Annotated in this window: 21 protein-coding genes and 2 pseudogenes; 12 read left to right on the forward strand and 11 right to left on the reverse strand. The window is 41.3% G+C overall.

Annotation, left to right across the window (positions count from 1 at the left end; translation table 11 throughout):
• Nucleotides 1-11 precede the first annotated feature (11 nt).
• On the reverse strand, nt 12-1,820 hold the full coding sequence (locus tag H6G86_RS17925) for an ABC transporter ATP-binding protein (RefSeq protein WP_190935452.1): 1,809 nt from the start codon (nt 1,818-1,820) through the stop codon (nt 12-14).
• Between the two features lie 437 nt (nt 1,821-2,257).
• On the opposite strand from H6G86_RS17925, the gene H6G86_RS17930 reads away from it, so the two are divergent.
• The 3 genes from H6G86_RS17930 (at nt 2,258) to rbsK (ending at nt 6,620) form a co-directional block, all read left to right on the forward strand.
• A complete protein-coding gene (locus H6G86_RS17930) occupies nt 2,258-3,946 on the forward strand; it encodes a SulP family inorganic anion transporter (RefSeq protein WP_163932228.1) in 1,689 nt (562 codons plus the stop codon).
• A gap of 376 nt (nt 3,947-4,322) precedes the next feature.
• Complete coding sequence (locus H6G86_RS17935) at nt 4,323-5,630, forward strand: Nramp family divalent metal transporter (RefSeq protein WP_190935453.1); 1,308 nt, start codon at nt 4,323-4,325, stop codon at nt 5,628-5,630.
• A gap of 57 nt (nt 5,631-5,687) precedes the next feature.
• The gene (rbsK, locus tag H6G86_RS17940; RefSeq protein ID WP_190935454.1) at nt 5,688-6,620 is read left to right on the forward strand and encodes a ribokinase; all 933 of its coding nucleotides are present in this window, start codon (nt 5,688-5,690) and stop codon (nt 6,618-6,620) included.
• Nucleotides 6,621-6,795: 175 nt separating this feature from the next.
• Here the strand turns inward: rbsK and H6G86_RS17945 are convergent, their stop codons facing one another.
• Complete coding sequence (locus H6G86_RS17945) at nt 6,796-7,740, reverse strand: hypothetical protein (protein WP_190935455.1); 945 nt, start codon at nt 7,738-7,740, stop codon at nt 6,796-6,798.
• A 48-nt stretch (nt 7,741-7,788) separates the two neighbouring features.
• Complete coding sequence (locus H6G86_RS17950) at nt 7,789-9,276, reverse strand: galactose oxidase-like domain-containing protein (RefSeq protein ID WP_190935456.1); 1,488 nt, start codon at nt 9,274-9,276, stop codon at nt 7,789-7,791.
• Between the two features lie 598 nt (nt 9,277-9,874).
• Here H6G86_RS17950 and H6G86_RS17955 point away from each other — a divergent pair.
• The 3 genes from H6G86_RS17955 (at nt 9,875) to H6G86_RS17965 (ending at nt 13,073) form a co-directional block, all read left to right on the forward strand.
• Nucleotides 9,875-10,930, forward strand: a complete 1,056-nt coding sequence (locus H6G86_RS17955) for a glutathione S-transferase family protein (RefSeq protein ID WP_190935457.1) — start codon at nt 9,875-9,877, stop codon at nt 10,928-10,930.
• A gap of 52 nt (nt 10,931-10,982) precedes the next feature.
• Nucleotides 10,983-11,867, forward strand: coding sequence for an aspartoacylase (locus H6G86_RS17960; protein WP_190935458.1), 885 nt, complete (start codon nt 10,983-10,985; stop codon nt 11,865-11,867).
• A 222-nt stretch (nt 11,868-12,089) separates the two neighbouring features.
• Nucleotides 12,090-13,073: a polysaccharide deacetylase family protein gene (locus H6G86_RS17965; RefSeq protein ID WP_190935459.1), complete on the forward strand. Its 984-nt coding sequence runs from the start codon at nt 12,090-12,092 to the stop codon at nt 13,071-13,073.
• 270 nt (nt 13,074-13,343) lie between these two features.
• On the opposite strand, the pseudogene H6G86_RS17970 reads toward H6G86_RS17965, so the two are convergent.
• Nucleotides 13,344-13,616 (reverse strand): annotated as a pseudogene (locus H6G86_RS17970) (LmeA family phospholipid-binding protein); the annotation flags it as partial.
• 484 nt (nt 13,617-14,100) lie between these two features.
• Nucleotides 14,101-14,241, reverse strand: a complete 141-nt coding sequence (locus H6G86_RS17975; protein ID WP_190935460.1) for a hypothetical protein — start codon at nt 14,239-14,241, stop codon at nt 14,101-14,103.
• Between the two features lie 173 nt (nt 14,242-14,414).
• Here H6G86_RS17975 and H6G86_RS17980 point away from each other — a divergent pair, with 173 nt between their 5' ends.
• The 3 genes from H6G86_RS17980 to H6G86_RS17990 all read left to right on the forward strand — a co-directional run bounded on the left by H6G86_RS17980 (nt 14,415) and on the right by H6G86_RS17990 (nt 16,938).
• On the forward strand, nt 14,415-14,951 hold the full coding sequence (locus H6G86_RS17980) for a hypothetical protein (protein WP_190935461.1): 537 nt from the start codon (nt 14,415-14,417) through the stop codon (nt 14,949-14,951).
• A 206-nt stretch (nt 14,952-15,157) separates the two neighbouring features.
• Nucleotides 15,158-15,994, forward strand: a complete 837-nt coding sequence (locus tag H6G86_RS17985; protein ID WP_114082211.1) for a CheR family methyltransferase — start codon at nt 15,158-15,160, stop codon at nt 15,992-15,994.
• Between the two features lie 164 nt (nt 15,995-16,158).
• Entirely contained in the window at nt 16,159-16,938 is a 780-nt protein-coding gene (locus H6G86_RS17990; protein ID WP_190935462.1) for a hypothetical protein, read from the forward strand.
• A 139-nt stretch (nt 16,939-17,077) separates the two neighbouring features.
• Here H6G86_RS17990 and H6G86_RS17995 read toward each other — a convergent pair whose 3' ends face one another.
• The 5 genes from H6G86_RS17995 to H6G86_RS18015 all read right to left on the reverse strand — a co-directional run bounded on the left by H6G86_RS17995 (nt 17,078) and on the right by H6G86_RS18015 (nt 21,618).
• Nucleotides 17,078-17,680 (reverse strand): cytochrome c oxidase subunit 3, encoded by a 603-nt coding sequence (locus H6G86_RS17995; RefSeq protein ID WP_152589421.1) that lies wholly within the window; start codon nt 17,678-17,680, stop codon nt 17,078-17,080.
• A 97-nt stretch (nt 17,681-17,777) separates the two neighbouring features.
• Complete coding sequence (gene ctaD / locus H6G86_RS18000) at nt 17,778-19,439, reverse strand: cytochrome c oxidase subunit I (protein WP_190935463.1); 1,662 nt, start codon at nt 19,437-19,439, stop codon at nt 17,778-17,780.
• Between the two features lie 13 nt (nt 19,440-19,452).
• The gene (locus H6G86_RS18005) at nt 19,453-20,379 is read right to left on the reverse strand and encodes a cytochrome c oxidase subunit II (protein WP_190935473.1); all 927 of its coding nucleotides are present in this window, start codon (nt 20,377-20,379) and stop codon (nt 19,453-19,455) included.
• Nucleotides 20,380-20,503: 124 nt separating this feature from the next.
• Nucleotides 20,504-21,121 (reverse strand): DUF2231 domain-containing protein, encoded by a 618-nt coding sequence (locus H6G86_RS18010; RefSeq protein WP_190935464.1) that lies wholly within the window; start codon nt 21,119-21,121, stop codon nt 20,504-20,506.
• The gene (locus tag H6G86_RS18015; RefSeq protein ID WP_190935465.1) at nt 21,118-21,618 is read right to left on the reverse strand and encodes a DUF2231 domain-containing protein; all 501 of its coding nucleotides are present in this window, start codon (nt 21,616-21,618) and stop codon (nt 21,118-21,120) included. Before H6G86_RS18015 ends, H6G86_RS18010 begins: the two co-directional genes overlap by 4 nt.
• 631 nt (nt 21,619-22,249) lie before the next feature.
• Here H6G86_RS18015 and H6G86_RS18020 point away from each other — a divergent pair.
• Nucleotides 22,250-22,822 carry a chemotaxis protein CheB gene (locus tag H6G86_RS18020; protein ID WP_190935466.1) on the forward strand — a complete coding sequence of 191 codons (573 nt, stop codon included), beginning with the start codon at nt 22,250-22,252 and terminating at the stop codon, nt 22,820-22,822.
• Nucleotides 22,823-22,826: 4 nt separating this feature from the next.
• Nucleotides 22,827-24,872, forward strand: coding sequence for a hybrid sensor histidine kinase/response regulator (locus H6G86_RS18025; protein ID WP_190935467.1), 2,046 nt, complete (start codon nt 22,827-22,829; stop codon nt 24,870-24,872).
• A gap of 80 nt (nt 24,873-24,952) precedes the next feature.
• On the opposite strand, the gene H6G86_RS18030 is transcribed toward H6G86_RS18025, so the two are convergent.
• Complete coding sequence (locus tag H6G86_RS18030) at nt 24,953-25,324, reverse strand: DUF2237 family protein (protein ID WP_190935468.1); 372 nt, start codon at nt 25,322-25,324, stop codon at nt 24,953-24,955.
• A 679-nt stretch (nt 25,325-26,003) separates the two neighbouring features.
• Here H6G86_RS18030 and H6G86_RS18035 point away from each other — a divergent pair.
• A pseudogene (locus H6G86_RS18035) lies at nt 26,004-26,269 on the forward strand (photosystem II q(b) protein); the annotation flags it as partial.

Raw genomic sequence — 26,269 nt, forward strand, 5'->3', positions numbered from 1 at the left:
ATGGGCGAAACTTATCTCAAACCTGACTGTACACGCCAGAGGCTAGAATAAATTCCATCTTTCTCCAGCAATTGCTCATGGGTTCCCGACTCTACTAATTTCCCATGTTCCATGACATAAATGCAATCGGCATTGCGGATGGTGGAAAGACGATGAGCGATCGCAATTGTAGTTCTATCTACTGTAATCCGTTCTAGCGATCGCTGGATTGCGGCTTCTGTCTCATTATCCACTGCTGAGGTAGCTTCGTCTAAAATCAGAATGGGCGGATTCTTTAAGACTGCGCGGGCGATCGCAATCCGTTGTCTTTGTCCACCAGATAACTTTTGTCCTCTTTCCCCCACAATTGTCTCATAACCTTGGGGCAAGTTAATAATAAATTCGTGCGCCTCGGCTATCTTCGCCGCCGTGATAATTTCTTGCTCTGTAGTCTCAAAGCTACCATAAGCAATATTCTCTGCTACAGTGCCATGAAATAGAAAGACATCTTGACTCACTAAACCAATACAACGGCGTAAATCTTGCAAATTCAAACTTTGCAAATCAATGCCATCGAGAGTAATGCTTCCTGTTTGCACTTCGTATAACCGCAACAAAAGTTTGACTAAAGTGCTTTTACCAGAACCCGTTGAACCAACAATTGCAATGGTTTTCCCCGCCGGAATATCCAAAGACAAATTTTTAATTACTGGAAATCTATCTTTATAAGCAAAATAAACATTTTTAAATTGCACTTCACCGCGCACTTCATTCACAGGTAACGCCACATCACCTGTATGAATGGCGACAGGAGTATCTAACAAATTCATGACTCGATTAGTAGAAGCCATTGCTCGTTGATATTGATCAAAAGTTTCGCCTAATCTTGTTAAAGGCCACAGCAAGCGCTGGATTAAAAACACTAATACGCTGTAAGTACCTACAGACATTTTTCCAGAAACTGCTGCCATTCCACCATATAAGAGTAATGCCGTGAAACCTACCAAAATTAGCATCCGAATTAACGGTACAAAAGCCGCAGAAAGAGTAATTGCCTTAGCATTACTGCGGCGATAAGCATCACTATCTAATTCCAAACGAGAGGCTTCATAAGTTTCGGCAGTGAAACTTTTAATGGTAGTTATTCCACTAATATTGTTTGACAAACGCGAATTTAGGAAACCTACCTTTTCCCGGACATCAGCGTAGCGAGGTGCAAGCAATCTTTGGTAAGCAAAAGAACCCCAGAGGATAAATGGCATCGGTGACAAAGCCATCCACGCTACACTAGGAGCCAAAATAAAGAAAGCAGCGCCAATAATTAGAACAGTTGCAGAAACTTGAATAATATCATTTGCTCCTCCATCCAAAAAACGCTCTAATTGGTTAATATCATCACTGAGGATAGACATTAAACCACCAGTGCTGCGTTCTTCAAAATAAGCTAATTCCAACTCTTGCAAATGTTTGTAGGCATCCAAACGCAAGTCATGCTGAATATTCTGAGCCAAATTCCGCCAAAGTCGAGCATAGGCGTATTCAAAAACAGATTCTAGTATCCAAATGATGACAGTCAGGAAGGAAATAATCAAAAATTGTTGAAAGACATCGCGTACCCCTAACTGGGCAATTATAGAATCCTGTTGCTTGACTACTACATCCACCGCCACACCAATTAAGCCGGGTGGTGCTAAGTCGAAAAATTTATTGAGGGTAGAATAAGTAGTTGCCAGCCAAATTTGTTTACGATACTGGTGTCCATACTCAAGCAAGCGCTGGAGAGGATGCGTTGAATGTTTACGCTTTCTTGATGCCCGATGAGATTTTAATACAGTAGCCACGGCTTTTTGCGGTTTCGTGCAGTTGATATTACCACAGAACAAAGTCTTGAGTCCTGAATCTGAAGATTGAAGGTTTAATTCAGACAAACTTAGGACTTATGCAAACAATAGCCAAAAGGAGAGAGACTTTGAATTTTCCCCCTTCCCGCGTCGGGAAGGGGGTTAAGCGGTTAGGTTTTTGATGGACTTTTCCACATAACGTGAAAATTCAGATCCACCGATGAGGTAGCTTTATCTAAAACCAAATTGGTGGATTCTTCAAGACTGCACCCTACAAACTAATGACAATATAATTTGGGCTTTTTTCAGAGATGTCTATAATAAAGGGGTTTTTACCCGTGGCTCTTTAAGGTTTTGGGTATTATGCTTAATTTGCCACATATTACATCACATCTATGTGTGCATCAAAAAATTGTCTATAAGAGTTAAAACTGAATATGGCAATCTCTGATATCCTCGAAGAACCACAGCTTTTACGTCTGAATCGCTGGTTTAGTGGACTGCGTGGCGATTTAACGGGTGGACTAACAGCAGCAGTGGTAGCATTGCCTTTGGCTTTAGCCTTTGCAGTAGCGAGTGGTGTGGAACCAAAGGCGGGACTTTATACCGCTATTGTGGCGGGAATTGTCGCGGCGATTTTTGGCGGTTCGCCAGTACAGATTACAGGGCCAACAGGTGCAATGGCTGTAGTACTGGTGGGAATTGTCGCCAAGTACGGCCTTGAGAAAGTTTGGATTGCTGGGGTGATGGCTGGAATTATCCAGATTGCCTTGGGGGTTGCCAAACTTGGACAGCTAGTGAAGTTTATTCCCTATCCAGTGACGGCAGGCTTTACCAATGGTATTGCTGTGATTATATTTTGCGGTCAATTAAATAATTTCTTTGGTTTACGACTACCACGTAGTGAACACTTTTTACCGGGACTTTGGCAAAGTTTAACTCATGTAGAAGCTCTAAATTGGGCTGCTGTTGGGTTAGCAATTGTGGTAATGGCAGCCAACATTTTATGGCCTAGGATTAATACGACAATACCGGGTTCTTTAGTGGGGTTGGTGTTAGCAACGGGGATAGCAACTTATTTTCATCTGGATGTACCCACAATTGGGAGCATTCCGCAATCTTTACCAATGCCTCAAGGCATTCCCCACTGGAATGATTTTAGTGTGATTCGAGAACTGATTAATCCGGCTTTGGCTTTGGCTGCACTGGGAAGTATTGAATCGTTACTGTCGGCCGTAGTGGCTGATGGGATGACAGTGAGCGAAAAACACAATAGCGATCGCGAATTAATTGGTCAAGGATTGGCAAATATTATTATCCCATTTTTTGGCGGCATCCCGGCAACAGGTGCGATCGCTCGGACTGCTGTCAATGTCCGTTCTGGCGGCAAAACCCGACTATCTGGGGTAATTCACGGCGTTGCTTTAGCCATTATTGTTTTGACTTTAGCACCCCTAGCAGCACAGATTCCCTTAGCAGCACTTGCTGGCATTCTGATGGTAGTTAGTGTGCGGATGATTGAGTGGGAAGCCATTGGTTTATTGATGCGTGCTACTTACTCTGACTTTGCGGTGATGATTCTCACCTGGCTAGTAACAATCTTATTTGATTTAGTTCTCGCTGTAGAAGTAGGATTGATTGCAGCCGGAGCATTGTTCATCAAACGGATGAGCGATTTAAGCCTAGTTAAAATACCTGAAACCGAAGTATTCCCCCCTGGTACTCCTCTGGAATTAGGTAAGGAAATTGCGGTTTATCGCGTAGATGGCCCCGTATTTTTTGGTGCTGCTGAACGCTTTGCTACCTTCCTCCGCGATGAACCGGAAGTGAAGTATTTAATTCTCCGATTGCGCTTTGTGCCAAATATGGACACAACTGGATTAGTAGCTTTAGAAGATATTTATCATGACTTGGAACGGCACAATTGCCGCTTAATTCTCACAGGTTTACAACCCGAAGTCAAACAACTATTAGAACGAACAGGGTTGTTAAAAACAATTGGCTTATCAAATTGTTTTGAAACAACGACAGATGCGATTTGCTCTATCTCTCCTCAGATTCGAGAATGTTCTCAGCCTGTAGCGGCTGCTTTGAAAACAAAAGAATTGATGGAATTAAAGGAGTGATACCGTTTATTTGTGTTTGAAGATGCCTCTATAAGCCTGTAGAGGCAATTTATGTGGACGCGGAGCATACTCTACGAGTTTTTCAACGGATTACCCGCAGAGTATTGCCCCTACATGAATAAGGCGCAGGATCGCATGGAATGGGTATCAATACTTCTCGGTTAAAGGGGAAGGGGCAAAGGGAAAGAAAAAACCTTTAACCCTTCCCCTTTAACCTTTTCCCAAAACCTGATTCTGAATTAAAAATGCACAAAGCGAGAAGTATTGGAATGGGTATAACCAAAATGTATTGATCTATACTCACCTAAAGGTTGATGTTTATTCTATATTTCATGAGATTATGAAAAGAATATGAGAATATTTAACGACAAAGTAAATGACTCCCCCAGAAAATAAACCTAGCTTACCAGAGGTTCACCGTAGTATTGGAGTTCCTAACAGCAGTAGCTTTTGGCGCAAGATGATGGCTTATACAGGACCAGGGTATCTGGTTTCAGTCGGATACATTGATCCTGGAAATTGGGCAACAGACATCGCTGGGGGGTCAAAGTTTGGCTACACTCTGTTAACAGTGATTTTGCTGTCGAACCTGATGGCGGTATTACTCCAATCATTATGTGTACGTTTGGGAGTTGCTACAGGGCGAGATTTAGCACAGGCTTGTCGAGACTATTTCAGCCGAAGGGTAAGCTTTTGTTTATGGGTACTATGTGAAATTGCGATCGCAGCTTGTGATTTAGCAGAACTACTCGGAAGTGCGATCGCACTGCAACTTTTATTCGGTATTCCCTTAGTATGGGGTGTTTGCATCACAGCATTAGATGTACTGCTATTGTTATTCCTGCAACATAAAGGCTTTCGCTATACAGAAGCCCTGGTAATAATGCTGGTAGCAACAGTAGGCATCTGTTTTACAGCTGAAATTCTATTTTCTCGCCCTGACATGGGGGGGATTTTATTGGGATATCTACCCAAGAAAGAGATTTTACACAATCCAGAAATGCTATATATTGCTATTGGTATTTTAGGGGCGACAGTGATGCCTCACAACTTATATTTACACTCCTCAATTGTACAAACCCGTAATTGGCAGCCTAATAGTGAAAAAAGATGGGAAGCAATTAAGTTTGGCACAATTGATTCAACTTTTGCTTTATCCTTAGCACTATTTATCAACTCAGCAATTTTAATTGTGTCTGCTGCAACATTTCATTTTTCTGGTAATCAGCATGTGGCAGAAATTCAAGATGCTTATAAATTACTTTCACCATTGTTAGGAGTTAGTGCTGCCAGCGCTATTTTTGGTATTGCTTTACTTGCTTCTGGACAAAGTTCAACGCTAACTGCAACTCTGGCAGGACAAATTGTTATGGAAGGCTTTTTGCAATTTCGCTTTCCATCTTGGTTACGCCGTTTAATAACTCGTCTACTTGCCATTATTCCAGCGTTAATTACTATCATTGTTTTTGGTGAAAATAGTACAAGTAGCCTGATAGTTTTCAGCCAAGTTATCCTCAGTTTACAGTTACCATTTGCAGTGATTCCATTGGTGATATTTACGAGTAATCGCCGCTTGATGGGTGAGTTTGTCAATCCTTTATGGTTGAAATCGTTGGCCTGGTTAGTTGCTATTGTTATCGTAGGTTTAAATGTTTGGTTGCTATTACAAAGTATTTTGGGATGATTGTTATCAGGTAACAGTTAAGATGAAATAACAGATTGACTTTAAAGATCAACAAAAATGAGCATTATTGTCTTCGGCAGCATAAATATAGACTTGGTAGCAACAACACCCCGATTGCCAGTCCCAGGAGAAACGTTGCTAGGAGAAAAATTTTTTAAAGTTTCGGGAGGTAAAGGAGCGAATCAAGCTGTAGCATTAGCAAAACTGGGAATTCCTACCCAAATGGTGGGGCGTGTCGGTGCAGACGATTTTGGTGTGGAACTTGTCAATAATTTGCAATCATCTGGTGTACAGATTGGCAATATTTTCGTCGATAAGACTGTTAGTTCTGGAGTTGCCATTATCGCCGTAAATCATGCTGGGGAAAATCAAATTATTGTAATTCCTGGTGCAAATGGGTGTGTTAATCAAGAAGATGTAGAGCGATTGTCCCAGTTATTACCAGAAGCTACAGCACTGCTTTTACAATTAGAAATTCCGATTACTGCGGTGATTGCAGCTGTTAAAGCAGCAAGAAAAAGTAAAATTAGGGTAATTCTCGATCCAGCACCCGCACAATCTAATTTCCCAGATGAACTTTATCCATTAGTGGACATTATTACACCGAATGAAGTTGAAGCCGCGCAGTTAGTGGGTTTTCCTGTGGATGGAGAGGAACAAGCGGCAAAGGCTGCTGAAGTTTTATTACAACGGGGTGTGAAATGTGCGATCGTTAAACTGGGTGCTAAAGGTGTTTTTTGTGCCACTGCTGAGGAAAAGTTTTTTGTCCCCGCGTTTCTGGTTCATGCAGTTGATACAGTAGCAGCTGGCGATGCTTTTAATGGTGGCTTAACGGCGGCACTTTTTGCAGGACTTTCTTTACATCAAGCAGTTGTTTGGGGTGCAGCAGCAGGTGCTTTAGCGACGACAAAATCAGGCGCACAAACTTCACTACCCGATAGGTTTACATTTGATGCGTTTCTTAGGGAAAAGGCATCTGTCAGAGATTAAGTAAGCGTAAATAATTGTCATTGAAATAAGGCAATCTTGCTACAGGCAATAGGTATAAGGGTTTTAGCCTAGTTCATTTTTATTTACATTGTTTGATTTTATTGTGCCAACTTACTTAGAATAAAGCGACTTTTGTCACTTTGCGAATGCGGCTGCATGAATTGCCCAATGTCTTCTACCCACGAGCAACCGTAATCTGAGCAACGTCAAAGTCTTGTAGCCGAGTCATGTTTCCACTGTTCTTATCTACGCTATACACAGCATTAGGTGTTTCATACCTCATAGCTCCAAAGGCAAGGAGTTGATCTGTTGCAGAGCAAACTAAGCTTTGTAAGCCATTATTCCATTCTTTACCATCAACTTTCAATTGTGCCAGTCTGATTGGCTTTTTTTGATTTGAATCTAGCTGCACCAAAGTTGTATCACCATCGAATCCAACTAAAGAAGTATAGAGTTTTCCATCTGGACACTCAGCTAGATTGCTAACCCGCTCATCGTTCGGGAATTTAACCTTACTAATAGAACTTATTTCTCCTGTTTGAAGGTTAATATCGACCAATAAGATTGGCGGTGTACCGTTCTTTTTACCCACTAGACCGATGAGTCGCCCATCATTAGTGCCTAGCAAACTCCCAAGCTGTTGATTCTGTTTAAGTCCTGAGACTGTCAAAGTTCTTATAGGCGTGCCCAAAAATGTAATTCGAGTAGGTGTTGCCTGTTTCCTACTAGTCGTAACAGGAGTAATGGCTACAACAAGTGTGCCATCGCTTAAAGAAGTGAAGCCACTTAATATCTCATTAGGCTCCGCTAAAGGCGTACTATTTACAAGTACCTGACTATTTCCTGTAGTTAAGGATTGCAAAACAAGTCCTACAGGCTTAATATTTGTGGATACATTGTTTGGCGCAGTGCTATCTAATTCAGTGGTATTTACCTCTGGAATAACCGTTTTGTCTGTGGTAATGATAGAGCTATAACCTATACCGATAATATTATTTAAACTTGGATTTAAACTTGGTGTTTGCGCCAAGGCTTTGTTGGTTAGATAACTAAGCCCAGATACTACAGTTCCAGCAATTGCCAACTGGCCAAACTGCCGACGTGAGAGCTTGGAATTCATATTTCCACTCCTAGAATTAATGACTTTTATTAAATTAAACGGGTAAGGCTAAAATATTCGCGTCCAGGTTGCTACTGAAGGTGTCCCATTGTTGTCACTAATAAAAAGCATGTACCACCCTGGCGGTGCTATGTTTCGATTGTTTGTTGCCGTGACAGTCAGAGAAGTAAAGTTCCTAGAATTAATCGGCACATCGACTATCCTTTGTTCTGTATCGCAGGAATGAGTGGTTGCCATTGGTCTAATCAGACTAACCCATTTAATATTCCTGGCTTGGGGTGTCTGAATCGTAAATTGCACTCCGTAGCTCAAAGTTTGAGGAGCGCTCTGAATAATTGGTCGTGACCGCGACATATACGCAGGACTGTAAATTTCTAACCGCAGTTCATTGACAGTTCGTTGAGGGTTGCCCCCAGCTGCAACTACCCTACCATCTGGCAGCAGCAAGGCCACAGAGTGATATACGCGAGGGACACCTTGTTTAGCTACTACTGTCCAGGTATTTGTGGCTGGATTGTAGATTTCTGCTGGCAGCATTGATTGTGTTGTGTCCTCACTCATTTTGCTACCATTACAAACAAAGACTGTGCGATCGGGCAACAAAACAGCGCTGTGATGCATCCGAGCATAATTTAAAGATTTTGCTGCTACGTAAGTTGGATTAGTAGCTTTTAAATCTACAATATTTACTCTGTTTGTTGCTGTAGTACTACTACCCCCACCGATAATCATAACTTTTTGGTCTTGTGCAGGTGGTAAAAGCACACTAGCAGCTTGATTACCGAAACCTGGGTTTTGCAGCCCTGGCACCACTTTTTCTGTAATGGTTTGTGTAAATGTATTTGGCAGAGTTAGTATCGTTGGCGCTACTCCAGAGTTATCGCCCATCTGAGCGCCTGAATAAAAAATTTTCCCACTACTTAATAGAAACAATTGCGCGTATGCCGGAAAGGGGCTAGTTATTGGAAAAGCGTTCCAACCATTTGAAAATGTAACAGAATAAATTTCTGGTTGTCTGTTGAGCTTGCCATCTTTATCCGGCCCAGACAGTGCAAAGATCCGACCGCTGCCTAGTGTTAACACAGTAGGATACCAACGGCCATTATTCATTGATGGGATCTTGACCCATTTCTCGGTAATGGGATCAAACAGTAGAGCAGAGGGTGAACCATAAAATGGGTCATAGCGCAGAGTTCCACCCGCAACCATTAACAGACCCTCAGAGCGGAAGGAGTGACCAGCGCAAAAAAGGTCAATAGGTTGATTATTACTATCTAATGGAGGTGCTTGATGGGTAAAGGTTCCCTTGTTTACATCCCAAACCACACTGTCGTAGGGAGTATTTAACCGAGTGGGATCGTTACCTGAACCACAGAAAAGGAATATCTTACCAGTACGAAGGAGGGCGGCATGTATAGGTAGAATTGGGGCTTTGTAAGACAATACTTGCCATTTGTCTGTAGCAGTAGCCTGAGCGATGAAAGTCCCTAAATCTGTTTCCTCTAGAAGGTTATTTCTTCTGTTAGTTTGAGTCACTTTATTTACAATAATTAGTACGTAAATTTTAGGTTTTTCTTCTTTAAGTAATTTATTCCTAAACTTATATCCATAGAAAGACTTCTTTATACTTATTAATGATATTAAGATCCGATATTATTATTAATAAGCTAAAGTAAAATTTATTTAGTCAATAGTAATTATGCTGTAAATCATCCAGGCTGCTTAGTATTGAATTAATCTATGTACTGGGTTATTGGAGAAAGGTATATAATACCGTAATCCTCATCATATAAACATTTCCGGGCTTGGCACTAGATATCGCTGGTTTAAAAAGTGTGTTTCTAAAATAGATTTATGAATAGGTTTTAAATACTATTACTTCTTAACACTAAACTTGAAAATTATGGTTTGATGTGATACAAGGCACGTTAGGTAAAAAATCAAAATATCGCTAAATCCTCATTAAGCCTTTTAGTAAATTAATTGGCAATTTATTACAGCAGATACAGATATTAAAGTCTGGAAAGTAAGCAGTTTTTTAGAAAAGCAATACCTCCTTGGTTATAGATGTAGCAAAGCGATCGCAAGTTTGATACGATTAGCTTGTAAGAATTCCCAAAGCAAGATTGTCACCATGAGCAACTCGACTCCGATGGATGACGAAAAAAATCTCCCCAAGAAAAAGGGGAGGACACTCCCTCCGAAGCTCATCATCTGGCTGGGAAAGTTTGTCTGGACGACTATGTGGCAAATAATGATGTCAAAGCTTGCTCCTAGCAATCAGTCGGGAGCATATATTCGTCCTAATAGCCAGTTTCGCAAGTTTATTGGTACAGAAGAAGGAAATCCATACCCACCAGCAGCAGGACGCTACAAACTCTATGTTGGGTTGGGTTGTCCTTGGGCGCATCGAACCTTGGTTGTGCGATCGCTCAAAAAACTCGAAGCGGTAATATCAGTATGTATTGTCTCTCCTTCTCCCATTGAAGGCGGTTGGATATTCAACGAGGAAGAAGAAGGTTGTCGTACACTAGCTGAATTTTATCAACGGGCAGAACCTGGTTACAGTGGACGCTCTACAGTTCCAATTTTATGGGACAACCAAACAAAAACTATCGTTAATAATGAGAGTTCAGAGATTATCGTCATGCTGAACTCGGAATTTAACGAGTTCGCCAACAATCCCACACTGAATCTTTACCCAGAAGCACTCAAAGAAAAAATTGACTGGTGGAATGAGAAAATTTATCACGCGGTAAATAACGGTGTGTATCGCTGCGGTTTTGCCCAAACCCAAGAAGCATACAATCAAGCTTGTAATGAACTGTTTGCGACTCTTGATGAGATTGACATTGCATTGCAAACTAGTCGATATCTGTGTGGAGACAATCTCACGCTTGCAGATGTCCGTTTATTCACGACGTTGTTTAGGTTTGATAGTGCCTACTACGGGTTGTTTAAGTGTAATAGACAGCGAATTCGAGACTATCACAACTTGGGAGCTTACTTACGCGATTTATATCAGCTTCCCGGTGTAGCTGATACCTGCGATGTCGAGAGTGTGAAGCGTGACTACTATGGGAACCTCTTCCCTCTCAATCCCGGTGGAATTATTCCTGATGGGCCTGATATGTCTTATCTTTATGAACCATCGGGGCGCGATCGCATCGGCACACTGAATGCTTCATAATGTACATTGAGAACTGATACCTCGATGGCTGCATTCTGGAGTTGGTGTGATTGTGAACCAGGTTAATCGAGTTGCAATTGTTGGTGGAACTCATGGCAATGAGTTTACTGGGGCCTATTTAATCGAAAAATTTGCTCAATTTCCCGACTTGATTACTAGACAAAGTTTTGAGACAGTTACTTTGTTAGCAAATCCTAATGCTTTTGCCGCCGGGAGGCGATATATAGAGAAGGATTTAAATCGCTGTTTTCTCCAACAAGATTTACAAGATCCAACTCTTAACAGTTACGAAGAATTGCAAGCTAAATCAATTCAAAACACTCTAGGATCAAACAGAAATAAACAAGCAGATTTTATCTTAGACTTACACAGCAGTACTGCTAACATGGGTCTGACAATTATTTTGGTAAACAGTCATCCCTTAAACTTGCAATTGGCTGCTTATCTCAGTCAGATTAGCCCTTTGGTGAGGATTTATCGCTGTTCTTTTAAATCAATTGCAGAAAATCCATTTGTAAATTCCCTGTGCGAATTAGGCTTTGCGATCGAGGTTGGCCCTATTGCCCAAGGTATCTTAAAAGCGACGTTGTTCCAACAAACAGAAGAACTTGTTTATGCGGTTCTCGACTATCTAGAACAGTTTAATCAAGATAAAATTGCATCAACTAATGAAACGCTGATTCTGTATGACCATTTATCAGTTGTGGACTATCCAAAACAACAGGATGGTAAAATCTTTGGGATGATTCATCCAGAACTTCAGGACAAGGATTACCAAGCCTTGAACCCAGGAGATCCAATATTTATAACTTTTGACAATAAAACAATTGTTTATGAGGGTGTATCTACCGTTTGGCCGATTTTTATTAATGAGGCAGCTTACTACGAAAAGGGAATTGCAATGTGTTTGACTCAAAGGCAGCAAATCAATATCTAGGATGTTGAAATTTTTTTGTATAATCGCTTTTTATTGAAACTAATGATATAAATTGAGCATCATAATCTAGAAAATATGCTGATCTAATTTATAATCTCTGTAGCTGATGCGATGTCTAATAGCACGTCGTAGTCACTTCTAAGGAATAAAGTTGCAGGTTATTAAATCTGTCTTCCTAAAACTTAATTTACGCTTAAAATTATCCAAATACTTAAACTTATAATGAAAACGAAGCAACGAGGAAACAAACCAATAGCCAGTCTTTCTTTAGACTTGGATAATGTTTGGTCTTTTCTAAAAAATCAGGGCGCTCCTGGTTGGGAGACTTTTCCCTCTTACTTAGATATTGCAGTCCCTCGTTTCTTAGATATTTTTCAGCAGTGGGATGTGACAATCACAGTCTTCATTGTGGGTCAGGATGCAGCCTTGGAAAAGAACACTAAGGCTTTACAAGCGATAGCTAACGCTGGTCACGAAATAGGTAATCATTCATTCTACCATGATCCTTGGCTACATCTATATTCAGAGGATGAAATTGAACAAGAAGTGGCGTTAGCCGAACAACATATCAAGCGCGTTACCCATCAACATCCTATCGGCTTTCGGGGACCTGGATACAGTTTTTCGCCTGCGGTATTGAAAGTTTTAGCCAGACGGGGATATGAATATGATGCTTCAACTTTTCCCACATTTTTGGGCCCCATAGCACGAGCTTATTATTTAATGACCTGTAAACTGAGCAAGGAAGAACGCAAGAAACGCGAAGCCTTGTTTGGCGGTTTCAAAGACGGTTTGCAGCCTTTAAAACCTTACCAGTGGAAGATGGGTAAGGATAAATTGACTGAAATTCCTGTCACCACAATGCCAATTTTCAAGGTGCCAATTCACTTCAGTTACATAATGTATATAAGCACATTTTCTTCTGAAGCCGCGTTACTATATCTCCGAATTGCCCTATGGTTGTGTAAACTTACACGTGTCCAGCCTTCTTTGCTATTTCATCCTACAGACTTTGTAAGTCAAGAGGATGTGCCAGAGTTATCATTCTTCCCTGGAATGAGTCTCCCCACCTACAAGAAGCTGGCAATAGTAAACAAAAGTTTGGAAATTATATCTAGTCAGTTCAATGTTGTGACTGTTGGACAACATGCCAAATCCCTAGCTGATGCCCATAAGATACCAGTATTAGTGCCTCAGAAGAGGTAAAAATATAATTTATGCGATTTGTATCCTTAATACAGACAAAATCAACTTTGACCTGTTTCAATTTTGAAACCAGCTGACATTTGCTGGCAAGTATGTGTAAAGTAATTGAAAGTAAATCACTATCTCTAATCTTTAGCACATCTATCTATGGTTAGAAAAACTCAACGCCTTTTGCTGCTAGTTGTTTGTTGTAGTATAACTGGTGTAATTTTGGGAGGTACTGCTGCTTGGGCAGAAAGTAATCTCTGTTTGGAAGATAGTAAAGTTACAAGGTTGGGTAAGTTCGATTTTACCAAAAGCCACACTTAGAGGATTTATCGCAACATCAGTCATTTGCATTTTTAATTCCTCCATACGGAGGTCTTTTTGCATTACTAAACCCTCGCCTTCAATGCTGACTGAATCTACCTGTCCCTGAACTAGTTTCAACGGGTCTGTTTTAATGTTTACATCTAAATTATCGGCTTCATCTAATTGGCTAGATAAGCCTATCTCTGCGGCTTTATTTAGCACCTGTTCTCCTAATCCAGAACTTTCTGGCATTATTAAATTAACTCCTATAAACAGCATATCCTTGAATTAATTTAATAAATTCAGATCATATATTTATCTATCTGGCGAGGTAATATAGATTTAAATGTTATCTATCTAAAAGTATAAGAACATAATTTATAGTAATTTTAAACGATTTTTGATTTGGAAAATATTCATATTTAATTGGTATACGTTTTCCTCATATTTATCATATTTTGTTAAAACCTAGGTTAGAATAAGCACAAAATTTTCACCAATTAATATTGCTTTAGCTGAATTTTGAGTAATTAAACCATTCTGACAACAAGCTTTAGCTTGCTGATTTTTACGATCAATCAACCATCCTACTAATTAAATACCATTATTAATATATTCTTCCATCTTGGCTTTGAATTTTTCCGAGTTGTCATTTTTAGAAAGAATTTCACTTGTAAAATTAAATGCTAAGTTAATAAATTTATCTTTTTGCTGATACAAACTATTCTGGAAAGCGTCATTTAGCGAAAAAATCAGCATCAAGCGAAGCAATCTGACTTGTCATAGCAAGCTTGATAGATATTTTCATTTTTAGGCTGATATTCTCACCTTCTCCCTTCTCCTGCTCTGCGTTCTCTGTGTCTCTGCGGTTTGTCATAAAAAGAAGTCTATAAAAGATTCATAGGAACTAGACAAATAGCTTTTTTCCATAGACGATGTAGTGAGATATCTCGCAAACAACTTTTAGCTATTACATTCTCTCTCTAGATAAGAAATCTTTCTCTCGGTAGATAGGTGTACTGACTTTATTATGGCTGCTATGTTACCAATATGACGATAGTAAGACAAAACGCCCAAAATACAACCGTAAGTCCTTCAGTAAACACTCCAGAAACATTGGCAGAAAAGGTTATTGAAGCAGAGCGGATGCACGACGTTCTCCTTTTGCTGCAAAACTTAATTAATAGTGAAGAAGCCACTGTCAAACTAATTCTGGATTGTCTATATGATGTTGGTTCAGTCAATCTGATCAACCAAAAGCTTCGTATGAAGCCTTTAAACAGGGTAATGAAATTAATTGCCCGAATGTCCAAACCAGTTTTTAGAACTTTGGCTTTCAATTGGTTTAAGAAAAACTGTCCGCAACTGATTGCTAATTGGCTACACACCCAGGTAACTTTTAGAAGTACCCAAAACATACCTCAACAAGTAGCTGTTGAAGTTGCAGAACTTCAACCATATCCCTTACCACCGGCAGAAAATCTCAGCCAAGAGATTAAAAATCTGCGTTCTCAGGTTAGATGGCTAGCTGGGATTTCAATAATAGCGATCGCTGTTTTAGCAGTGACAGCAATTAAGTTAAACTGAAACCCATAAAATTTAATATATCCAGCAAGCTATTTTAGGCGTAAGATACACTTGAGTTCTAAAAACTCTAGCAGCCTAGAATGTGAATAATTTTTGATCCATAAGGCGTTTTGGAAAACAATTGTTTGATTAACTCCAAGCACCTTAACTCTTTGTATTGCCAGCATATTTAAATAGCTGGTTCAGCATATATGCTAATTCGTACTATGACTTTGCCCAAACCTACCTTGGAGGATATCGAAATACATCTTCTCTTGGAAGGGGTATATCAGTATTACGGCTATGACTTCCGCGATTATGCTCTTTCCTCACTCAAGCGCCGCATTCAGAGCTTCATGCAATTGGAGGGGTTAGCTAATATTTCTGCTTTGCAAGAGCGTTTACTCCACAACCGTGCTTATTTAGAACGATTTTTGCTTGCTCTGACTGTGAATGTAACATCAATGTTTCGCGATCCGAGCTTTTATAATACCTTCAGAAATCAAGTTGTCCCCTTCTTGCAAACCTATCCGTTTATTCGCATCTGGCACGCTGGATGTTCTACGGGTGAAGAAGTCTACTCAATGGCAATTCTACTACAAGAAGAAGGACTCTATCACCGTTGTCGGATATATGCAACTGATACTAATGAAAAGGTATTACAAAATGCTAGGAGTGGTATTTTTTCTCTAAAACTGATGCAGGAATATACTCATCTTTACCTGAAAGCAGGCGGTAAGAAGTCGTTTTCAGAATATTATACCGCAGCTTATGACAATGCTATTTTTCGCTCATCTCTCAGAGAAAATGTTGTGTTTGCCCAGCATAATTTAGCAACTGACAGTTCTTTTAATGAATTTAATGTTATTCTTTGTCGTAATGTCCTCATCTATTTCAATCAGGCACTTCAAAAGCGGGTACACCAACTATTTTATAATAGCCTCTGCACCTTTGGAATTTTGGGTTTAGGAAAACAAGAATCTATCAGGTTCACCTCTTATGAACAGCACTATGAAGAGATAGTCAAAGGTGAGAAACTATATAAAAAAATAGCTGGTGCTTAAAATTCAAGCTGTTTGAGCTAATAAAAATTTTGATCTTAAATTTTAGAATAAAATTGCAATTCTGTCAAAAGACAGTCTGTAAAACATTTTTAATTGTGTTCAGAAGATACACTTAGCGATCGCTTAAGGTAAATTACACATTAAAGTCTTAAAGGAGATTGTCGATGCAGCTTCTCGAATGTCCTCCTGTTGCAGTCATTGCTGGAGAAAATGCGGTACACGTTTCTCAATTACCTTCTACATGGCAAGACATTGCTAGAGGAAACACGAGTGTCGGACTTTCCCATCCCCAAAGCTATGTTGAGATGGCGCAGTTGTTCCTATACAAATTACAGCATGGTGACGTTGACTTATTTAGCGATCGCCCCCAACTAGCTCACTTGATACCCTCATTCTCCCAGCTTTTTGCACAACTAGCATGGGAAACCCTAGAGTTTTTTGGGCAAGACTTTCTCAAAGACAGCTATCCGAACTTTGCAGAAATTCTCCGTGATGTGGAGTCAAAGGGGGCAGAATATGCTGATGAAGTAAAAGTGGCTCGCATTGGGATAGATTTATTCAACGAATTTGGTTATGAACTACCTGCCAGCTTCTATCATGTGCATCTAGCACCCATTTACCGCGATCATGTTTTTGAAGAACGCGCCTTAAGATTTGACCCCCGCGATATCGAACATAAACGTTCTTGGGATGCCATACTCCATGCAGGTAAGGTGTTTGCGATTCAGATGAAGGTGCAAAGTATTGCTTCTAAATACGGTTTTACTTATCAACACGGCTGCGGTTGCAACTCTCACCTATCTTCCATTGATGTATCTCGTGGGGCCTTTGAATATGAATTGAGTCCCGAAAAGCGCCAGCGATGGATTCGCAGTTTTATTTGGACTGCTTGGTATGAGTATGCCTTTTTTGCGATCGTGCCAAATACGAGTTATTTAGTGTAAAGAGTAGGACTTACGCACACTCTATGAATTCTCGGCGCTCTTGGCGTCTTGGCGGTTCGATAAATTAAGCTTTTTAGCAATTTTTGCGTAATTTCTAAAGATAAACAAGTAGAGGGAGAAATTTCTCCCTCATTCTTATTTACTGCCAAACGTAGATGAGGATAAACAAAATAATCCAGATGACATCGACGAAGTGCCAGAATAATGAAGTCGCGTTCACGCCGAAGTGGCCTGTGTCGTAATTGCCAGGAATGAAAGAACGTACCAAAATAATCGACTGCAACAGAATGCCAGTGAAAACGTGCAAACCGTGGAAACCTGTTAGCAGGTAAAACGTTCCGCCAAATACTCCTGTGGTGAAGCCAAAATCGAGGCCGTTCCATTCAATCGCTTGCCCAACCAAAAAGTAAGTACCCATCGCCATTGTTGTCAAGAGAAACAGGCGAAATTTTACTAAGTCATGGCGTTGCAGGGCACGTTCTGCTAAGTAAATCACAAAGCTACTAGCGACAAGAATTATCGTGTTGATTGTCGGTTCTTTTACTTCTAGCCCCGAAACACCAGCTGGTAGCCAGTTAGGGGTTGTTGTTTTGTAGATTGCATATCCGGCGAAAAAACTCAAGAAAATAACGCTTTCTGAGAGGAGGAAGACAATGAAGCCAAACATCTTGTTGCCTTCTTCGTCGTGCGTATGTTCTGCGGCTGTGTGGTGCAATTCTTGGGAATCAATATAACTGTCCATTTTGCTTTTAGCTGAGGTTGAGTTTGAAACGCAGAGGAACGCAAAGGGAAGCGCAGAGGGACGCGGAGGGTTTTTGCATCTTCCCGATAGTTTGCGTTTATTCTGGGAGGTTGGATGTTAAGGGTTCTGATTTGCCGTAGCCGTAGGGTTCGGAGATGATGATGGGAGTTTCTTCAAAGTTTTCTACTGGGGGGGGTGAAGAAACTAACCACTCTAGTCCGATTGCTCTCCAAGGGTTAGCGGGTGCTTTCTCGCCTTGCATCCAAGAAATCACCATGTTGAAAATGAAGGGCAAGGTGGACATTCCTAAGAGAAATCCGCCTAGGCTAGCGATGATATTCCAAAATGTGTACTCTGGGGCGTAGGAAGCAACTCGGCGTAACATCCCTTGCAATCCTAATGGGTGCATGGGCAAAAAGTTGAGGTTGGTGCCGATGAAGGCTAACCAGAAGTGGATTTTACCCCAGCTTTCGGAGTACATCCGCCCAGTCATTTTGGGGAACCAGTGGTAGATGGCAGCATACAAGCCCATCGTCACGGTGCCGTAAAGGACATAGTGGAAGTGTCCCACCACAAAGTAGGTATTGTTAACGTGGACATCAACGGGCACTGAGGAAAGCATGATGCCTGTGATTCCTGCGAAGACAAACATGATTAATGCACCCAAGGCAAACAGCATGGGAGTATTTAACCGCAGTTTACCGCCCCAAATAGTTGCTACCCAAGCAAATACTTTAATTCCTGTGGGGACAGATACAAACATCGTCGTCAGCATGAAAATCAACCGCATCCAGCCGGGTGTACCACTGACGTACATGTGGTGTACCCAAACAATACCGCTAACTACAGCAATCAAGATCGATGAAACTGCAACTACTTTGTAACCAAATAAGGGTTTACGTGAATAAACTGGAAAGATTTCCGAGAATATGCCGAAGATAGGCAAAATAATCACGTAGACGGCGGGGTGGGAGTAGAACCAGAAGTAATGCTCAAACATTACTGGATTACCACCCTTAGCGGGATCGAAAAAGGCAGTTCCTGCTGTGAGGTCGAGTAGCAGCATTACCGCACCTGCTGTCAATGCAGGTAGTCCAAATAGTTGGATAATTTGGGCGCTAAATACTGCCCAGACAAACAAGGGCATTTTGAAGAAACCCATTCCTGGGGCCCGCATCTTCACGATGGTAGTGACAAAGTTCACTGCCCCCATAATTGAGGATACGCCGGATATTGCCACCGCTAAGAGCCAGAGAACTTGACCATTAATCAAGTTACCTGTGGGATTCTGAAGACTGACTGGCGGGTAAGACCACCAACCGGCTTGGGCTGGGCCACCAGGGACAAAGAAACTACCCATCATGATAATTCCGACTACTGGCACCATCCAAAAGGCGACGGCGTTGAGGCGGGGAAATGCCATATCTCGCGCCCCAATCATCAGGGGTACTAAATAGTTGGCAAAACCAACGAGTGAGGGAAATGTCCACAAAAACAGCATCACAGTGCCGTGCATGGTGAACATACCGTTGTAGATGGTGCGATCGACTAAATCTGATTCGGGTGTCATCAGTTCTCCCCGCATCACCATCGCAAAGATACCGCCGACGAGAAAGAAGAAAAATGAGGTAACGAGATACTGAATACCAATTACCTTGTGGTCAGTACTAAAGCTGAAGTATTCTTTCCAATTACTTGGAGATTCGTGGCTATGCTTCTCATCAGGGAGAAGAATACCTTCAATAGGAACATTAGTCATGGTTACTTTCCTTTCAACCAGGTGAATTGACTAGAGGAGGTGCAGCAGGTGGAACTGTAACCCAACCAGTTTGGACTGATTGATTGGATGTTTGGGCATATTCAGAAGCTGCCTGATTTTTTGCAACGGATGGCTTTTGTGTTGCAGCTTGTGCTAGCCACTGTTGATAATCTTCAGGAGATTCGACAACCACATTCGCCTGCATCGTTGCAAAGTATGTACCGCTATATTGAGAATCGGTCAATCGGTACTTGCCGGCGCGGATGGGAGTAAATTCAAAGTCGATCGCATGGTTGGGAATAATATCCTGCTTGAGGCGAAATGCAGGTATATAAAAGCCGTGGAGAACGTCTTGTGATTTCAGCGCTAAACGTATCCGGCGATCGCTAGGTAAATGCAATTCGGTACTGGTAATATCTCTTTCTGGGTAATGAAAAACCCACGCCCACTGTTTAGCTAGTACGTCGATTTTTTCTACAGGTTCCGCTAAAACGTTAGCTGGTGCATCTTTTGGTTCTGCATAAGCCGATTCCATTCCCAATGGATTATGCAGGTGAACTATTTCCGATGGGCCTTGAATTCCCATTTGTTCGTAGACTTGGTAGCTATAGCCTGCAATCCACAACACTAACAGAATTGGAATTGCTGTCCAGACAACTTCTAAGGTGATATTACCTTCAATTGGGGGGCCGTCGGTGAAGTCATCTTTGATAGCCCGATGGAAGATCACAGAATACATCAGAGTACTTGTAACTCCCAAGAAGATGAAGGAACCGAGGGTTACTAAGAAGCTAATCAAATCATCAATTAGTAGGGATTCGGCTGCTGCTTGGGGGGGAAGCCAGGAGTAAGCCTGCTTCCCGATCCAGAGACTCGTAATAGTCACTGCGATCGCGCCTGTAAGCAGCGTCAAAATATTTAAAATCTTCTGGATTTTCATGGTCATTAGTCATTAGTCATTAGTCATTAGTCATTGGTCATTAGTCATTAGTCATTGGTCATTAGTCATTGGTCATTGGTCATTAGTAACTTTAAACAAAGGACAAAGGACAATTGACAAATGACTATTTGAGTATTGTGTTGAGGTCTTGGTGCGATCGCAGCAAATTATCTGCTGTATTGTGTACGCCGAACTCGGCAGCCATTTGCGCCCCTAGTGTCCCGTGGACGTACAGAATGAACATGATTGCTATGCCTGCCAACAGATAGATCCATTGCACTTCTCTATCTGTCTGTTTATATTCTTGTTTGGCCCAAATGAAGCGCTGCCATCCTCTCCAGATGGTCAGGACAACAATCAGCGCTAATAAGAACACACCACCCACACCATGCCAAAGCATAGTTTCCATTGCCTGCAATCCCCAGGCACTTTTCATATCAGCTGGTGGCGTTGCCAACAGCATTTCATAAAAGCCTGCTGCCACTGTGAAAAATGTGATGATGCTGGCAGCTAGCATGTTGTACCAGCCAACATCAAATAAGTTCTGACGTTCCACAGTAATTGCTAAAAATTTGAAGACCCATTTTTCAAAGGGGAACAGAACACCGACAATATCAAAGGTCATTCCAATGATGAACAAACCTATTGTCAGATGGACTAAGTTGGGATGAATGGGAATTGTGTAAGGTAATCCGTTTGCGCCTAAAGAGCCGCTCAATTGATCAATTAATTCTGAGTTCATCGCAACAGACCATCCTTTACTGCTTCCACAACTGGCACTGTATGCAATCCATACACCCAAACAAGCTCATCTCCGAGATATACTTGCAACCCAACTATCAAAGTTAAAACTAGTCCGGCTCCCAAATAATAAATTGGTAATTTTTGCGGGTTGCGGGCACGAATTACATAGCGCCAAGCTGTAATCGCCGTGATGATTCCCGAAAGCGACCAACCAATTAGCGTATGCAAATTTAGCACCGATTTAGCTAGGCTGTAAGGCTGTGCTAAACCCGCTTCAAACTGACCAAAAATAATCGCCACGAAGATAGCGATCGTGGCAACTAACATGTTCCACCAACTCACCTCAAAAAGACTGGATTTACCAGTAAAATAGCCAACTACGTCACAGAAAAAGGAAAACAATACCATCGCAATTACGAAGTGGACAACGATGGGATGAATCGTATCTGGATAGGGCAAATTGTGGTCGTTCAAAGATGTAAAATACTCAAGCATTGTCTTCTCCTGGACATATCTACCGCACTGTGGTCAAACTTCCATGATTGATAGATACTTACTAATCTCACCACAAGTATCCATCGATAATTGACCGGAATATGTTCAATATGTGCGCGGTGCAATACGCTTAATCATGTCTTAGCTTTTTGCAGCTAAATCTAGTGAGCTTGCCGACAGGGAATAATTTTGATGGTGATTAATTTCCTCATGCCAATAGTCTGCAACAGCAATTTTTGATGGAGCTAAACTAAATTGCTGTTGTTTGTTGATTTGCTTAACCTATCCTTTAGCTTAAGTAAATTTTTATGAATTGTCAAAACAATAATAATTTAAATTTTAAAAGTTCGTTGTTTAGCAAAAAAGTATTTTTATAATGTAGCGATTCTGGCATTGACAAATATTTTAAAACCCCTAAATGTTAATATTTTTCTGTTAAGTATTTCACAATGAGAAAATCTTTAATTGTAATGTTGATGACAAAAATATATAATTTTGATTAGTTGGTATAAATACGAATCAAGGTAAGTTAGTATCTGTGGTGTTACGGGAGAAAGCTGAAAGGATTTTATGAGCCATAAAGTCACACTAAAATTGAAACCTGCATTCTACAAGTGTGAGGACGAAACAAGTGTCGTTTAAAATTGTGGTGATTGGCACTTCTTTAGGCGGATTGTCAGCATTAAAAATTATTCTAGGGAAGTTACCAGCAGACTTCATAGTGCCGATCGCGATCGTGCAACACCGTCACAAGGAATCTAACACCACACTCCAGGAATTATTGCAAGAATCTACTTCACTGCTGATTCGAGAAGTGGAAGACAAAGACGAAATCTTGCCAGGACATATCTATCTAGCTCCAGCAGATTATCACTTACTGGTTGAACCAGGTCACTTTGCTCTTTCGACTGATGAGCCAGTTTCTTATGCCAGACCATCTATTGATGTGTTGTTTGAGTCAGCAGCCGATGTCTACACTGAGCAAGTTATTGGTGTAATATTGACAGGAGCAAATCAAGATGGTATGCAAGGTCTTAAGAAAATAAAAGCGCGGGGAGGAATAACTATCGTACAGGAACCTACTACAGCTGAGAGCGATATTATGCCAGAAGCAGCAATTTCTGCTGTTACAGTAGACTGGATTTTGACACTCTCAAACATAGCTTCCCAAATGGTCAAGCTTTGTCACTCATCACGGAAATAAACCCATGCAGATGGAACCCAAAGTAAACATCCTCCTAGTGGATGACAAACTAGAAAATTTGCTAGCACTAGAAGCAATCCTGGAAAAACTGGGAGAGAATTTGGTGAGAGCTACTTCTGGAGAAGAAGCTTTGAGGTGTCTGCTACATCAAGACTTCGCAGTGATTTTGCTGGATGTGCAAATGCCAGGGATGGATGGCTTTGAAACTGCAACCTTGATTCGCAATCGGGGGCGATCGCGTCATACTCCAATTATCTTTCTTACCGCCTTTAGTACCAGCGACCAAATGCTGTTTAAAGGCTATGCCTTGGGTGCAGTTGATTATTTACTCAAACCATTAGACCCCAATATTTTGACTTCTAAAGTCACAGTATTCGTAGAACTATTTAAGAAAACAGAAGCTGTCAAGCAACAAGCTGCCCAACTGGTAGCCATGAATGCGGAACTCAGGCAAAGTGAAGAACGATTGCGATCGCTAAGTACCTGTTCACCCGTTGGCATTTTTGAAATTGATACTGAAGGAGGATGTAGATATACTAATCCTCGCTATCAAATAATTTGTGGTTTGAAAGCAGTAGAGAGTTTAGAAAAAAGCTGGCTAGAATCTGTTCATCCAGAAGATAGAGAACGAGCAGTTGCTAGTTGGTCTGCTTATATTTATGAGGGTCGTGACTACTCTGAAGAGTTTCGCTTTCAAACTGCTCAAGGCATCATTCGTTGGGTTCAGGTTCGCTCATCACCAATGCTTTCTGGTCAAGGAGAATTGCTGGGATATGTAGGTACTCTCGAAGATATTACTGAACGCAAGCAAGCAGAAGAAGTCCGCGCTCAAGTAATTAGAGAACAGACCGCAAGGCAAGAAGCAGAAGCAGCCAATCGAATGAAAGATGAGTTTCTTGCCGTTCTCTCTCATGAACTTCGTACACCCCTCACCTCAATGCTGGGTTGGTCAAAAATTCTCCGCTCTAAGAAACTTGACGACAAAGCCACTTCCCGCGCCCTAGAGGCCATTGAACGCAATGCTATATCTCAGATGCAACTAATTGAGGATATCTTAGATGTATCTCGGATTATCCGTGGACAGTTGCGATTAAATGTCTCTGCGGTGAATCTCATCTCAGTCATGGAGGCAGCTTTAGAAGCAGTGCGTCCCCTAGCAGAGCCAAAAGAGATTCAATTAAATACTGTCTTAGATACTTCAGTCGGTTCAGTTTATGGCGATCCAGCGCGATTACAACAAATAGTATGGAATCTCCTAACTAATGCCATTAAGTTTACCCCCAAGGGCGGCAGGGTAGAAGTGAATCTGTCCATAGTCTGTGGTGAAGAACAACAAACAACTCAAAAATATGCCCAAATTCAAGTTATTGATACGGGCATAGGCATCAGTTCTGAGTTCTTACCGAAAGTATTTGAGCGTTTCCGGCAAGCAGACAGCACGACAACGCGATCGCACAATGGACTAGGACTAGGGTTAGCGATCGTCCGCCATCTAGTAGAACTACATAAAGGTACAATATTTGCTCAAAGCCCAGGCAGTGGACAGGGAGCAACCTTTACTGTGAGACTACCACTGCTACAAGACAATAGGGGGAATAGGGAAAATAGAGAAGCCACGGGAGAAATTTCTTCCTCAGTGGCATCGACACCGCTTGCTGGATTAAAAGTTTTAGTTGTAGATGACGAAGCAGATACCCGTAACTTTCTCAGTTTTATGTTTGAGGAGTATGGAGCGATCGCCACTGCGGTAGCATCAGTTGATGAAGCATTAGCAGTACTTGAGCAAGCAAAAGCAGATATCCTGATTAGCGACATCGGTATGTCGGAGCAAGATGGTTATACACTAATTCGGAAACTGCGCTCTTTAGAACCAGAAAAAGGTGGATGTATGCCAGCGATCGCTTTAACTGCATATACGCGAGAAGAAGATCGTTTAGAAGCCCTTTCAGCAGGGTTTCAGCAGTATTTATCTAAGCCAATAGACCCCAATAAACTGATTGCTATGGTTGCCAGTGTATTAAAGCTATCTGTTCAAGTTCCAGTAAGTTGATTTTGAGCTGGGGAATGGGAGAGAAATCAATTCAAAATTCAAAATTAAAGAACTCCTGCCTCCTCTTTGCCAATGACCGATCAAGAAGAAATTACGGCATTTTCTCTCAGTTCGTCTAAAGAAACCACTTCCAAAGCTCTAGCATGGGTTGCAGAGAGAACGACAGGTGGAGCAACACCTGCTTCGAGAGCTTCTTGCCAGCGAGAAGCACATAAACACCAGCGATCGCCAGGCTTCAATCCAGGAAAATTAAAATCAGGAACAGGTGTGCTTAAGTCGTTCCCCCGCAATTTCGTAAACTCCAGGAATTCTACGGTCACTTGGGCACATACGACGTGCGACCCGAAATCCTGACCACCTGTGCGACAAAAACCATCGCGGTAAAATCCAGTCATGGGAGAAGTGCAGCAGGCTTCTAGGTTTCCACCAATTACATTTTTAGCTTCTATCATCGTTAATTTATTGCACTTAATTTTTCACTCCGATATAAGCCTATATTGACACTTCCCTAGTTAAATAAAAATCGCTATCCCTGATTAATTCAGAAAAGCACGAAATTCTAAAATCAACTTATATTAAGGGACTTCCAAAAAATAAATTATCCAAAATTATTTGTATATTTCTAGGGGCGCAAGGCCTTGCGCCCCTAGCTAAACGCAGGGATGGGATGTTTTTTTACTGGAAATCCCTAAGCTCCCAATCTTACGGTTATTGGGAATGGTGCAATATCTCAGTAAAAGTTCTAATAAAAACCCCTGGTAGTTAGCCAGGGGTAATGCAAGTCAGTACTTTTTCGCATGGAATGTATCCTACTCAAATACCATAGCAACGGCCTAATTTATAGATATGCCATTTTGCCAAACAGAAAAAACCCCCAGTGGTAAGCCGAGGGTTAATTTTTTTTGGAATAGCGGTAATCTACAAAGCTATTGTTCCCAGATCAATAGGCAATAAAATCAGAATTTCTACATTATATCTAGTGGCTTGCTTTTAAATAAGTAAAGCTGATGAGTTCAATCAGGTTTACAAAAGTGAGATAGTTGATGAAAAATTGTAAAGTATTGTAAAGTGTATTCACAGGCAAAGACAAACAAGCCTGATTCATAAATCACTAACCGCACTTATAAAACAATGACAACAACCTTACAACAGCGCTCAAGCGCTAACGTATGGGATAGATTCTGTGAGTGGATCACCAGCACCAATAACCGCATCTACATCGGTTGGTTCGGCGTAGTCATGATCCCCACCTTGCTAGCAGCTACCGCTTGCTTCGTAATCGCTTTCATCGCCGCTCCTCCAGTAGACATCGATGGTATCCGTGAACCAGTAGCAGGTTCCTTGATCTACGGAAACAACATCATCTCTGGTGCAGTTGTTCCTTCCTCCAACGCTAT

Origin of the sequence: Nostoc sp. FACHB-133 (assembly GCF_014698055.1) — a bacterium.
In the GTDB taxonomy this organism is placed as follows: domain Bacteria; phylum Cyanobacteriota; class Cyanobacteriia; order Cyanobacteriales; family Nostocaceae; genus Nostoc.